The 13,713-nt window shown below is 43.3% G+C and carries 10 protein-coding genes; 6 read left to right on the top strand and 4 right to left on the bottom strand.

The genetic code is table 11. From position 1 onward, the window contains the following. Positions 1-87 precede the first annotated feature (87 nt). Complete coding sequence (locus tag OCV11_RS00680; RefSeq protein WP_261894325.1) at positions 88-1,212, bottom strand: ISAs1 family transposase; 1,125 nt, start codon at positions 1,210-1,212, stop codon at positions 88-90. Between the two features lie 533 nt (positions 1,213-1,745). On the opposite strand from OCV11_RS00680, the gene rfaD reads away from it, so the two are divergent. From rfaD to OCV11_RS00650, 6 genes are all read left to right on the top strand, one after another. After that, a complete protein-coding gene (gene rfaD, locus OCV11_RS00675; RefSeq protein ID WP_261894324.1) occupies positions 1,746-2,687 on the top strand; it encodes an ADP-glyceromanno-heptose 6-epimerase in 942 nt (313 codons plus the stop codon). Between the two features lie 42 nt (positions 2,688-2,729). Beyond that, positions 2,730-3,896, top strand: a complete 1,167-nt coding sequence (locus OCV11_RS00670; RefSeq protein ID WP_261894322.1) for a nucleotide sugar dehydrogenase — start codon at positions 2,730-2,732, stop codon at positions 3,894-3,896. 190 nt (positions 3,897-4,086) lie between these two features. After that, positions 4,087-5,079, top strand: coding sequence for a lauroyl-Kdo(2)-lipid IV(A) myristoyltransferase (gene lpxM, locus OCV11_RS00665; RefSeq protein WP_261894320.1), 993 nt, complete (start codon positions 4,087-4,089; stop codon positions 5,077-5,079). Next, positions 5,076-6,113, top strand: a complete 1,038-nt coding sequence (waaF, locus tag OCV11_RS00660; RefSeq protein ID WP_261894319.1) for a lipopolysaccharide heptosyltransferase II — start codon at positions 5,076-5,078, stop codon at positions 6,111-6,113. The genes lpxM and waaF overlap by 4 nt, the downstream gene beginning before the upstream one ends. 68 nt (positions 6,114-6,181) lie before the next feature. Continuing rightward, entirely contained in the window at positions 6,182-7,531 is a 1,350-nt protein-coding gene (locus OCV11_RS00655; protein ID WP_261894318.1) for an O-antigen ligase family protein, read from the top strand. Between the two features lie 6 nt (positions 7,532-7,537). Further along, on the top strand, positions 7,538-8,722 hold the full coding sequence (locus OCV11_RS00650) for a glycosyltransferase (RefSeq protein WP_261894317.1): 1,185 nt from the start codon (positions 7,538-7,540) through the stop codon (positions 8,720-8,722). Positions 8,723-9,202: 480 nt separating this feature from the next. Here OCV11_RS00650 and OCV11_RS00645 read toward each other — a convergent pair whose 3' ends face one another. From OCV11_RS00645 to OCV11_RS00635, 3 genes are all read right to left on the bottom strand, one after another. Then, positions 9,203-10,489 (bottom strand): PIG-L family deacetylase, encoded by a 1,287-nt coding sequence (locus OCV11_RS00645; RefSeq protein ID WP_261894316.1) that lies wholly within the window; start codon positions 10,487-10,489, stop codon positions 9,203-9,205. Beyond that, positions 10,476-11,759, bottom strand: coding sequence for a lipid IV(A) 3-deoxy-D-manno-octulosonic acid transferase (waaA, locus tag OCV11_RS00640; RefSeq protein ID WP_261894314.1), 1,284 nt, complete (start codon positions 11,757-11,759; stop codon positions 10,476-10,478). The genes OCV11_RS00645 and waaA overlap by 14 nt, the downstream gene beginning before the upstream one ends. Positions 11,760-11,853: 94 nt before the next feature. After that, complete coding sequence (locus tag OCV11_RS00635; protein WP_261894313.1) at positions 11,854-13,686, bottom strand: DUF3413 domain-containing protein; 1,833 nt, start codon at positions 13,684-13,686, stop codon at positions 11,854-11,856. Between the last annotated feature and the right edge of the window lie 27 nt (positions 13,687-13,713).

Below are 13,713 nucleotides of genomic sequence, written 5' to 3'. Positions count from 1 at the left end.
AATAAAAATCCAGGTGATATAAAGAATTCTATCCTTAGTTCAGCCCTTTAAAATCAAGGATGTTCATGCGGTTTCCCTGGCCCATCCCTAAAGGGCTGCAAGTACCTTCTCTAAATACGCTTCGCTCATCCCAGCCATTTTCCTTTTGCGTTTCACTCCTCCTTTGAACGTCTTTTCATTCGAAAGTAGTGAAATACACATATGGCGGATCCTAGCAAAATTTTCTGATCCATCGTCTGCTCGTATCCGACTTTGGTCTTCGTTGAACCCCACATCCAACTTGTAATGCAGCTTATTTTCTACATGCCAACGACTACGGATAGACTCGGCAAATTGCTCTGCACTCAATGTCCTTGAGCTGATGTAATAACGAATAAATATCTCATCTGCATTCGGTTTTTCACCAGGATTGCTGCGCATGTACATCGAGACTCCCAATGTCTTCATGCCTCGCCATTCAAAGCCCAAGTCTACAAAGTCATCAAATAAGTCACTGGTGATATAAAGCCTCTGCTCTTGCCGTCCATGCTCGATTTTGTTCGTGGTCACGTAACTGTCTCCGCGCCATGTCAGGATTGCGGGCATCGGAAAGTGCTTTATAAATGCCTCTTCCAATCGACCTTGATTCCCTTTGACCGCCAGAAAATAGTCCGCTCCGGACTCGATGATTTTATTGGCTATTTTTGTTTGGCAACCCATCGCATCTAACGTCACTAAACAACCGCTTATATCAAGTAGCTCCAATAACTCTGGGATGGCGGTGATCTCATTCGACTTCTCTTCTGTTTTTACTTGTCCTAACACAATCGAATTTTTCACCGAGAACGCACTGACCATATGAATGGCACTGTGTTCTTTTGAGAAAGAGCGCCTCAATGTCTTACCATCAATGGCAATAATGTCACCGCCCGTTAGCTCATGACACGTTTTCATCCAAGCAATGAAGGCTTGTTGCAACTTCGATGGATTAATCTTACTCATCACCCGCCGAATGGTATCTCGACTCGGTATGCCTTGCTCAAACTCTCCTCTGGCTCTAAACCAAGACTCGTGAATTCGACCAAAATCTTCTATCTCATCCCAACCATCTGCTCCGCCAATCACGGCACAAACGGTTAGGAACAAAATATCTGTCAATTTATGGTCGACTTTCCAGTCTTGACGAAAATCTCTTACGATAGAAAGATGCTCAAACAACGATTTTTTATCCATGAGTTAAACTAAGTGATTGATAGTGAGGCTATCAGATCACAAAGTCATAATAAGGAACTTGTTGATCATCATGATCGATTAACTTATTGTGATTTAAGGTTTATGTAATGATGGTAAACCGAACGGCTCTTCCAAAAATAACCTTTTCTACAGGCCTTTAAAACCAAGGGGTTTCATGCGTTTGCCCTGACAATGAAAATGATCTACAAATCGCTCCTTTGTAAATGTAAAAACATGCGAGAAAGGTCAATAAAAATCGTGGTGATATAAAGAATTCTGTGCTTAGTTCAGCCCTTTAAAATCAAGGATGTTCATGCGGTTTCCCTGATTGGGAACGCTACCGCCCTTGGAACTTAGCACTCCAAAAGCTATCTAGTTTGATTTATCATCGATATTTAACTGTTTTAATTGTAACTGATTACATTTTATTGGGCGAGTCTAAAGCACTGAAACCATGAGTTTTGTGATTACATGCTTTTTTTTAGTCGATATAATGCCTCTATTTTCATCACTCAACGGACTTAGGAATCTCTATGATTATAGTAACTGGCGGCGCTGGCATGATTGGCAGCAACATTGTAAAAGCACTCAACGCTCGTGGCATCACTGATATTCTCGTGGTGGATCACCTTAAAAACGGCCGTAAATTTAAAAATCTGGTCGATTTAAAGATAGCAGACTATATGGATCGTGATGATTTTATTACTCAAATCATGGCCGGCGATGATATTGGTCCGATTGATGCGGTATTCCATGAAGGTGCTTGTTCAGCCACCACTGAGTGGGATGGTAAGTACATGATGCTCAATAACTATGAGTACTCTAAAGAGCTATTGCACTACTGCTTAGATCGTGAAATTCCTTTCCTTTATGCCTCTTCTGCTGCCACTTATGGCGAAACCACTACGTTTATTGAGGAACCTCAATATGAAGGTGCTCTAAATGTTTATGGTTATTCCAAACAGCAATTTGATAATTATGTGCGTCGTTTGTGGCAAGATGCCCAAGAGCATAACGAAACTCTGTCGCAAGTTACTGGTTTCCGTTACTTTAATGTTTATGGTCCACGTGAGAACCATAAAGGTTCAATGGCCTCTGTCGCGTTTCATTTGAATAATCAAATGAATGCAGGCGAAAATCCAAAGCTCTTTGCAGGTAGTGAAGGGTTTAAACGTGACTTTGTTTACGTGGGTGACGTAGCCGCAGTAAACCTTTGGTTTATGGAACATGGTGTTTCCGGCATATTTAACTGTGGTACGGGTAATGCGGAATCTTTCGAGGAAGTGGCTAACGCAGTGATTAAGCATCACGGTAAAGGCACGATTGAAACTATTCCATTCCCAGAACATCTAAAAGGTGCGTACCAAGAATTTACACAAGCGGACTTAACAAAACTGCGCGCTTCTGGGTGCGACGTTCAATTTAAGACCGTAGCTGAAGGTGTCGCTGAATACATGAAAATCATTAATGGCTAGAAGCGATACAAATTAATTTTCAATATCTTAAGGCTTAATAATATGAAAATTGCAGTAGCAGGTACTGGGTATGTGGGGTTATCAATCTCCATGCTTCTATCTCAGCATCATAAAGTAGTGGCTCTGGATATCATTCCAGAAAAAGTGGCAATGCTTAACAAAAAGCAATCTCCAATAGTTGATTCAGAGATCGAGCGTTTTTTAAGTACCAAAGAGCTAAACTTCGTAGCAACGACAGACAAAAATGAAGCTTATGTCGATGCCGAATACGTCGTTATTGCCACTCCAACGAACTATGACTCAGAAGCTCACTACTTTGATACGTCATCAGTAGAAGCAGTGATCAAAGACGTGATGGCCATTAACCCTCACGCTACCATGATCATTAAGTCTACTGTACCAGTAGGCTATACCGCTCGTATCAAAGAAGAGTTGAACTGCGACAACATTATTTTCTCGCCAGAGTTTTTGCGTGAAGGAAAAGCGCTATACGATAACCTTTACCCATCTCGTATTATCATTGGCGAACAAAGTGAACGGGCAAAAATTTTTGCTGATTTACTGGTTGAAGGCGCTGAGAAAGAGGACATTCCAGTCATCTTTACTCATTCAACGGAAGCCGAAGCCGTTAAGCTGTTCTCCAATACCTATTTGGCGATGCGTGTTGCTTACTTTAACGAGCTAGATTCTTATGCTGAAGTTCACGGCCTCGATGCTCGTCAAATCATTGAAGGTGTTGGTTTAGATCCTCGCATCGGCTCTCATTACAACAACCCTTCATTTGGTTATGGCGGTTACTGCCTACCTAAAGATACTAAGCAGTTATTAGCTAACTATCATGACGTTCCCAACAACCTTATTAATGCGATTGTAGAAGCTAACCGTACCCGTAAAGATTTCGTTGCGGATAGCATTCTCAAACGCAAACCTAAAGTGGTTGGTGTTTATCGTCTGATCATGAAGTCAGGCTCAGATAACTTCCGTGCTTCTTCTATCCAAGGCATTATGAAACGCCTTAAAGCAAAAGGTATTGAAGTTATCGTTTACGAACCAGTGCTAAAAGAAGACCAATTCTTTAACTCTCGTGTCGTTCGTGACTTAGACGCGTTCAAACAAGAAGCCGATGTCATCGTGTCAAACCGCATGGCAAAAGAGTTGGCTGATGTTGAAAGCAAAGTCTATACCCGTGATTTGTTTGGTAACGACTAACTGATCTAAACTTGCGGTTAGTGACATGTTCGCTAGCCGCTATTCCCACTAACCCCATTGTTCAATATCTAAAGCGACTATTTACGCAAAAATAGCCTCTTGTTTAATCAACTTATCTTCCTTCTCAGTACCTGACTGCTATACTACCGACTCATTTATTAGTGTAACTAGTTATAGATTTGAGATTTACATGCCTTCTTCTGCTCGTGATGATTTCGACCCTAAAGCGTATAACCCGCGGTTAACTTGGCGTTTTTTCGCGCCTAAATACTGGGGTACCTGGTTAACTTTGGTTGTGTGGATCCCGTTCTCTTTACTTCCTCATCAGTTTCGCTATTGGTTATCAACCAAGTTAGCCAATAAGATGATCAAAAAGAAAACAGGCACGATGCTTAATGCACGCACAAACTTAGCGCATTGTTTCCCAGAACAAAGCGTTGAAGAGCGAGAGCAGATACTGCTCAACACCTTGATTACTGCGGGTGTATTCCTTACTGGTTTTGGCTTACTGACACTAAAAAGTCGTAACTGGTTACGGCAACAATGTGATATTCGCGGTCTAGAGCATATCCAAGCCGCACAAGAGCAAGGTAAGAATGTCATTCTATTGGTACCACACTATTGGACCATTGATATTCCCGCTATTCTGCTCGCCTCTTTAGACTTGCCCGTTGCCGCAATGGCTAAAAAACAAAAAAACGAAGTTCAAGATTGGCTTATGCATCGTCAACGAGTCCAATATGGTGGCAAAGTGCACGAACGTGACGATGGAGTGAAGCCTTTTATTAAATCGGTTCGTGACGGCTATCTTGGCTACTATTTGCCCGATCAAGACCACGGTGCCGATGTCAGTGTTTTTGTGGATTTTTTTGCGACAACCAAAGCAACTCTGAAAGGACTAGGAAAATTGTCTAAACTCTCAAGAGCAGCTATTGTCCCTGTGTTTACTTCAATAGACGCAAAAACTGGGAGATACGCCGTGGATATTTACCCAGCTTTTGGTGATTTTCCTACGCAATCTGAAGAGCAAGATGCTCGCATGATGAACCAGTTTATCGAACAGACGGTTTCTCAGTCACCAGAGCAATATATGTGGACGTTGCGTTTGTTGAAAACTCAACCTGACGGTCGCGACTTTTATAGAGAAGCAAAGGCTCAATTACAAAAAAGTGATACAAAATGAGCAAAGTGTTAATTATTGGCCCTTCATGGGTCGGCGATATGGTGATGTCACAATCGCTATTTAAGCGCCTAAAGGAACAAGATCCGGAACTTATCATTGATGTATTAGCTCCAGGTTGGTGCAAACCGATCCTTGAGCGCATGCCAGAAGTTCGCCATGCATTAGAAATGCCTCTGGAACATGGTGCTTTTGATATCAAAACTCGTTACAGCATTGGTCGTCAGTTACGTACAGAACAGTATGACCGAGCTTATGTTATACCTCGTTCAGCCAAATCCGCATTGGTCCCTTTCTTTGCTCGAATTCCAAAACGTATTGGTTGGAAAGGGGAAATGCGCTATGGCTTATTGAATGATATTCGCCCTAATCGTAACTTATTTAAATATATGGTAGAGCGACTAGTCGCATTAGCTCATCCTAAAAAAGAAATGGTCGATTCTAGTTCATTAGGTGGGTTATCAACATTGCCAATACCTAAGCTCACAGTGAACCAAGAGACTCAGCAACAGGCTCTACATCAATTGGCATTGAACCTGGATAACCCAGTGATTGGCCTTTGCCCTGGTGCAGAATTTGGCCCAGCGAAACAGTGGCCAACGAAACACTACGCAGAAGTCGCCCAGCACGCAGTTAAACAAGGCTATCAAGTTTGGCTGTTTGGTTCAAAAAAAGACCATGCGACGTGTGAAGAGATCGTTCAATTCGTTGGCGAAGAACAACGAACAAAACTGCATAATTTGGCAGGAGCTACCAGCTTGATTCAAGCTGTGGATCTTCTTGGTGCATGCAAAACCGTAGTCAGCAACGATTCGGGGTTAATGCACGTTGCTGCTGCTGTCGGTTGTCACGTTATCGGCATTTATGGATCCACTTCTCCTGATTACACTCCACCACTCACCGATAAGGTGAATATCGTTAGTACCGATATAGAGTGTCGCCCCTGCTTTCAACGTCAATGTCCGCTTGGGCATTTGCGCTGTTTAACCGATTTGAGTAGTCAGCATGTGATTTCTTTAATCGTTCCTATTGAATAAATTATGATTGCTGCCGATACAATAACAACAAGGCAAATCAATCCGTTTTACTAAGTAATGTTTAAATAATGAACCCATCTGACACCATGAATAAATCGCCTCGGCCAGAGAGTTATCTAAATACTCTTCAACGTTTTTATCGACATAGAACGGTACACCAGACCATTTTGGTACTGCTTTGTGTTATCGCTTTTGTCTCTGTTGGTTTTGAAAGTATTGGTAGAAACCTATTTACCCTTTTTATGATTTTTTCGGCTCCCTTATTAATCACCGAAAGAAAAACGCTGATGCGTGATCCTATGGTGAAGTTACTCGGATTAGTGCTGATTGCGCAGATTCTCAGTTGGGCTAATGCTCTCTATACACACCCAGAATTTGCTAGAGATATCCCAACATTAGATCGCCTTGCCAAATTGTTTAGTTTTGTGTTTATTGCGTATTGGTTAAAAGGGTCCACTCGTCGCGTTTTAACTCTGCTTGGTACTTTTGTGCTAGGTATCTACGTCGCATTGTTTTTTGCTCCTGATTTCCATCAGGATATGCTAAGAGCACTATCTGGTATTCGCGCAGATTTTGATATTAAAAACGCTCAGTTCACTTCGATGTTTGCTGGCGTTGGCATGATAGTGTGTGGCTTTAACTATTACTGGGGAGCAACCAGTGACCTTAAAAAACTGCATAAGATTGTTTTACTCATATTGAATACATTTGCTCTATCAGGTCTAACCTGGTTATTGGTCGTCTCTCAATCAAGGCAAGCTTGGTTAGCCCTAACTGTTGCTTTAGTTGTCCTTCCTATATTTCTCTCTTTTCATAGTCAGCGCTGTCGAGGCAAAGTCCTCGTCGGCCTGTATTTAACCATTGCTTTATTGATTGGGCTGTTTTGTACGTCGTCAATCGTTGAAAAACGTGTTGATACTGAAAACTCGGTGATAAGCACCATTATTTCGGGTGATTGGCAACATATTCCAATGACCAGTATCGGCATCAGGGTCAACTCTTGGATTGAAGCTTCACATTGGATTGGTGAGCATCCAATTTTAGGCAACAGCGCCTCCGCTATTAAACAAGTGATTCAGCAGTCAGATAAATTTCCTCCTGAGCTAAAAGCAGAATTCGGCCACTTACATAATTTTCATATAGAAACCTTGGTCTCTTATGGGATTGTCGGTCTATTGTTGATTTATACCATGTACTACTGGCTTATCCGTTCGTTATTTATCGTGCAGAGAGAACGCCCAGAGCTAACATCATTTACCGTCTTTGCCATGATGTTTATGGCGTTCTGGTTGGTTGTTAACTTCTTTGAAACCTTCAGCTCACGGACGTTTGGTGTCTACACTCACAATATCATTTTTGGGTGTTTGTATACCTTCTACTTAGCTTCCTCACTCAAGAAAAATCATCAAGCAGAGTAATATGTTATGAAAATAGCTGTGGTCGTTAACAGTCTTAAAATCGGCGGAATGGAGCGTGTCGCAGTCAACCTAGCGAGCGCCTGCCATGATGATGGTCATGAGGTTGATCTTATCTATCTCAAAAATCGTCGTGTCGAGTTGAGGCCAGAAAACCCAGCGATTCCTGTCTCTTTGATAGACGTAAAAAAAGGTGTATTGCAGACTGGTATCAGCATTTTATGGTTGATCCTTTGTCGCCTATCTAACCTTTTGATGCGTAAAACGTATTCGCTCTTTTTTGCTTATGCTGAAGCAAAAGTGTTTGCGAACAAATTGGCTCAGATGGAGCAAGAAGCAGGAAAACCTTTTGATTTAATTATCTTTCGTGGTCATGGCACTTTTGAACATGTCTGGCCATTACAAGATTCTCGTTTTGTGTTTGTGTGTGAAAGTGTGCAAGCCCAAGAGCATTATGGTTTTCTTTCCCGCTGGGCTTTTTCTCGTTTGTATGGCAAACGCAAGATGGTATGCATTTCTCAAGGCGTAATGGATAACTTCCAGCAAATGGTACAACGTTATCAATTTGTGCCCGAGAGAACTGCATTGATCAGCAATCCAATCGAATTTGACCGTATAGCTGAACACCCTATGGGGTCTCGTGATGCACTTCATCCTAGACCTTATCTGTTAGGACTTGGACGACTAAACCCTGTCAAAAACTTCCCTCTTTTGATTCGAGCTTATCATCGGTTAGTTCAATCCCATGAGGTCACTCAAGATTTGGTTTTGGTTGGGGATGGTAAAGAAAGAGACTCTTTAGAGAAACTAGTTGATGAACTGCAACTTCGCGATCGTGTTTTTTTCAAAGGGGCACAAAATCCCCCTTATGCGTGGTTTTATCATGCCGATTTATTTGTTCTCAGCTCTAAGTCTGAAGGGCTTGGTATGGTAATCATTGAAGCGCTTGCTTGTGGTACAACCGTTGTTGCCACCCGCTGCCCAGGCGGTGTTTCTCAAATTATGCAGGGAGAACTGGACCAGTACTTGGCCGATATGACACCTGAAGCTTTAGCGGAAAAAATGTGGTTTGGTCTTAATGCAATCCAAAGCGATTCTTATAATGACTGCGTGGCTCGTTCGCTAGCCCAATTTGATGGCAAGCAAATCGTCAATTCCTTTATTCGTGAGTTTGCTAAAGCCCTTTATAACTAATTGTTTTTATTAAATTAAATCAACTTAATCGCGCGCTAACTCCCAGCCCTCCCTCTAAAAAAGGAGGAAGCCAGATCGAGATATGCGCCAGAGCACTGGGTTCAGATATGCTTGAAACTGCGACCACCTCAGCTATCAAAATTGATGCCATTTCAAGCAATTACTACAAATAAATCCAGTACTAGAACGTGACGGTGAGCGCTAAAATCACAACATGCTCGATCCGGTTCTCCCCCCTTGGTTTTAAGGGGGGAGTTAGAGGGGGGATTATGCGCACAAACCTAATTTATCCTTGTAAAACAATAAACTAAAATTAATAAATAAAATTTTAATCCCTGCGTATTTTATTTGGCTTCCACTGAAGCTAATACAAACGCTTCAAAACCAAAGACCAGAAAAATACCACGAATACAGTAATTTCGGCGCGCAACAGCTCCCTTCACGACCATCCTTTTAAAGAAGGTAAAACAGATTACAGCATTACCGCGCTAGTAACTGCTCACTAAAGTCCTTACCAGTAACCACTGTAAACACTTCCGCCGCTTTGATGTGTGTTTGGAAATACGCATGATTACCATAGTAACGGTAGCCGTAACCAAAGCGTTTTTCTTTCCACCAGCGTTTTAGTTTCTTCTCAAATCGGTCTTTTGCACGTAAGTCATGCATTGAATCTAACGCCACGACTTTGTCTTTCTGAGTCGCTAGCGATAATGACTGGCTGAACACTTTCACTGTTTTGAGCTGGCGAAATTCTTGATAATTGGGAGCAAGAGCGCTCGTCACATGCTCTGGTCCATAAGGAAAATCGTGGATATCTTTTAAGTGGTTGATATAAAGCAAAACCTGCTCTGGTGCGTCACCACTTTGAGCGATAGCAAGTGCTAACGCATTTGCGGCAGCGCGATGTTCAGGATGAGGATCGATTTCAGGGTCGGTAACCAGTACAGTCGTGGGCTTAATGATATTAAGCAGCTGCGCTAAATCATCGATCATTGCCTGAGGCGAATTTTCGCCTTTGGTATCATTGGCAAGAGGTACGCCGTTCCATTGACGAAAGTGGCTTGGATTACAACCTGATACACCGTAAGGAATTTCAGTGTGTGGCGCAGAATGAAGGTTATCTACCGTTACTCCGGTATACGCCAAGTTAACTAATTGCTTAGATGGCACATTGGCAAGTAACGGCGTGGTCATGCTGTTCCAATGACGAATAGCCGCCTTACGAGCAATACCCTCATCACGTTTTGTATCAAGATTAGGGATATACTGCTTATCCAGTTTTTGCAGGGTTTCACCTGCATACAAGGTCACGATCCACACGTTCTCATGATGCTTCGCGTACAGACCATAAGCCGCTAACTCAGCATCATCAGCATGAGGAGCCACGATCAAAATCGGTCCTTGCTTTAAATCGGGATTACGAAAGCCGACTAAACGCGCTTGTTCACCCATCAGGCAATCATTGGCTTTAAGGATTAACTCATCGAGATGATCAAAAGCCGACAAGTTCACATAGCGCTTGCCTGATTGGCCAGGTTCAAAATACTGCTCGCACTCTCGCCCTTCGGCTTGATAGTTGGGTTGGGACAACAAGATCACGCCCATCTTCTTCTTACTTTTCGCTGCATAGCCAAACTCTAGCAATACAGTCATCGTATCCAATTCAGGCACTTCATCTTTGTTAAAAACGAGACGACCACTGGCATCAATCGTTACAGGAAGTTGCCAATCCGGCGCGAGTGGATATTGGTAATCAAGCTGCTTCATGGGGAAATAATCCTGTTAACGTTTTATCAATTGAACCACGGTTTTTGTTAACCACCTGCTGGGCACTTTGCCCCTGTATTGTCCGCGCAGATCGGTTGTTCAATAGCATAATCAAAGTGGTAGCGATTTGATCAGGTGTTTCGCACACCGTGGTCGCTTTTGCTTGCAAGAGCTGCTGGGTAATGTCAGTGAAGTTAAAATAGCTTGGTCCGGTAATCGTTGGTAAACCCAGTGCGGCAGGTTCAAGCAAATTATGTCCCCCGACCTTATCACCCAGTAGGCTACCGGCCATAAAGCACACATCGCTTGCACTGAGCACCGTCATCATCTCACCCATGGTATCGGCCAAATATACTTGAGTATGCTCATCCACTGGCTGTGAACTGGTGCGTCGAACACACCTCATCCCTTGAGATGAAACCAGCTCAGCAACACTTTTAAACCGCTCAGGATGACGGGGAACCAACACCAGCAATGCATTAGGTACTGTGGCTAATACTTGACGATGTACTTCGAGTAACGGTTCGTCTTCCCCTTGATGGGTACTTGCAGCAACCCATACAGGACGATTCGCGCCTAATTCCGCTCTTAATTGAATCCCTTGCTCAATCACTTGCTCTGACACTTGAATATCAAATTTTAATGAACCCGTGACTGTCACCTGCGCAGCAGCAAAGCCTAATCCTTGAAAACGCTCAGCATCATCTTGATGCAAACAGTAAATATGTTCGATATGACGGGCAAGGAAACGGCCAATCGCAGCTATTTTTTGATACCGCTGAGCAGAACGCTGCGACAAACGAGCATTAATCACTGAGACAGGAACGTTCATTTGTTTAGCGACGGCTAAGGTGTTTGGCCACAGCTCTGTCTCCATGATCAGCAACTGAGTCGGTTTAATGGTGCGAATAAAGCGACGAATCGCCCAAGGAAAATCGAGTGGCATAAAGCGATGTTCAACCAAATCACCTAACTTACTGACTTGCTCTGCGCCAGTCGTGGTTGTCGTGGTCATAACAACTTTAAGGTGCGGATAACGCTGTTTTAGTGTGCGGACAAAGGCGGTGGCACCAAGCACTTCTCCCACAGAGACGGTGTGCAACCAAATTATCGCTTGGTTGGACTCGTCGAGTATCAGTGGGGAAACATAGCCGAAATACTCCTTCCAACGCTCTCCAACAGCTGGTTTATCACTGCGTTTTTTCAGTAAGGAGTACAACGCCAAAGGCGAAATTAAGGTAATCAGTAAGGTATAGAAAATACGGAACATAAGGATGTTTCATTCATGGTTCGTCTGATTTAGGTCCACACTTTACCACAAAAGAAAAAATGCCCGACATGCAAAGCGTGTCGGGCTGCGTGATTTACTTACTAAAACGACTGATTTCTTCCAAAGCCGCTTGCAGTTGTGAGAAGTTGGGCTGCTCATTGCTGATCGGTCGATTCGTTTTATCCAGCAACTCATAGGTCCCAGTCGCCGAAGAGACCTCCAAAATCGTTTTATCCGTAATCACTGCATAACCGCTGTATTTGGCTGAGATAATCCAATCTCGTTTTGCTACAGGGTCGAGTAAATCAACGCCTGTCGAATAATCATGAATTGGACTAGTGACACCAAGGAAGTGATGCAATAGCGTTGGGGCTACATCTTGGTGACTGGTCAAATTCAGTTCTTCACCCGGTTTAACTCCTGGAGCAATGACCACAAACGGTACGTGAACCTGATAGTTGGTGAAGTTACTGTTGTGACCCCAATAATTCAGTTTATTGTCGTTGAGCTCTTGGCCGTGGTCACCGGTGATAATCACTACCGTATTGTCTAACTGACCACTGGCTTTGAGTTTATCCAATACTTTCCCCGCTAAGCCATCGGTAAAATGAACAGAGGTTTTATAACGGTTCATAAATGGCTTTGGATCAAAGTCATTGTTAAGCTTCAGATAATCGACATCTTTAAGCATTGGCTCAAAGGTCGGAGAATAATCAGCAGGGAAATCGTAGCCATGCGGAGCATCATAGAATAAGAATGAAAAGCTTGGTTTAGACGTATCACGATGTTCAAACCATTGCATCCAGTCGTGATTCACATCCTCATCACGTTGGTAAGGTGAATCACCATCGGACTCTAAGCGCAAATTTGGCACATTGCGAAATACCGTTTGGTTAAACTCTGGGTTCGTAATTTTTGCCGAACCAAAGGCTTGGATGTCGTAACCCAATTGTTGCAAACGATCCATCAACACTGGTGAACGTTGGTTTGCCAAGAACGCCTGCCAATAAGTAGACGGGATGCCGTAGAATAAGCCGAAAATACCTGCGCGAGTCGCATTACCTGTAGAAATATGATGCTGATAAATACGGCCTTGCTGTGCATAACGCCATAAGTTAGGAGCGACTTCAGGAGTGAAGCTATCGTAACGCCATGAATCAATAACCAAAAAGACAATATTGAGTGGCTTAGTGACAGGCTGAGTTTGTAGTGGAGTCAGCGGGTAATTGAGATCACTACGCTTCTTACTGTTTTTCAGTGACTTCTCGTTCTCTAACGCCTGCAGATCAACCCACCCCATTTTTTTCATCAGTGAGTTAGCCGTTAACGGATAAAACAGTGGTAAGTAACGATCCGTCATCAGAACCGATTGACGACCATTCGCTGAACCCCAGACATGAATACCATTTGCCACTAGCAGGCAGATCACCATCAACCAGCTAAATGCTTTACCAAATCGCCAACGAATTGGCGTGAGATAACGATGAGTAAAGCCAACTAGCCACCATTGCACCAACCACAATGCGACAAAGCCACCGATCACTTTTAGCCAAGTGGGTAGCGCGAATTCAACGATCTGCCCAGATAGCACCATGTTGAGCACAACCGCGTTAATGTGAAAACGGTATTGGGCAAACACGAAGGTATCGATGGTTAGCGTCGCCAACGCGAGGGTAGCGAGCAGTGCAATGAGGCAACGTGCCAACCCGAATGGCAGCCACATCACCACTAAACCGATCAGAGCAATCACACCAGCCAACATAGAGACATGGCCAAGAACCGCCGTTATCAAATAGGTAAAGCCAACACTATCGGTAGGTATCACAGGCAAATATTGGAAATAGCGCGTCGAGATTGCAATCGCTATCAACGCGTTAACCAGAGCAAACAACCCTAAGGTTGTGTACTTACCCTTAACGTCTTTCATAACAGAAACCTATTTTCATTTGCCTGC

The sequence above is a fragment of the Vibrio porteresiae DSM 19223 genome, assembly GCF_024347055.1.
In the GTDB taxonomy this organism is placed as follows: domain Bacteria; phylum Pseudomonadota; class Gammaproteobacteria; order Enterobacterales; family Vibrionaceae; genus Vibrio; species Vibrio porteresiae.
The sequence above is the reverse complement of the archived record's forward strand: the minus strand, read 5'-3'. Positions and strand labels throughout refer to the sequence as shown.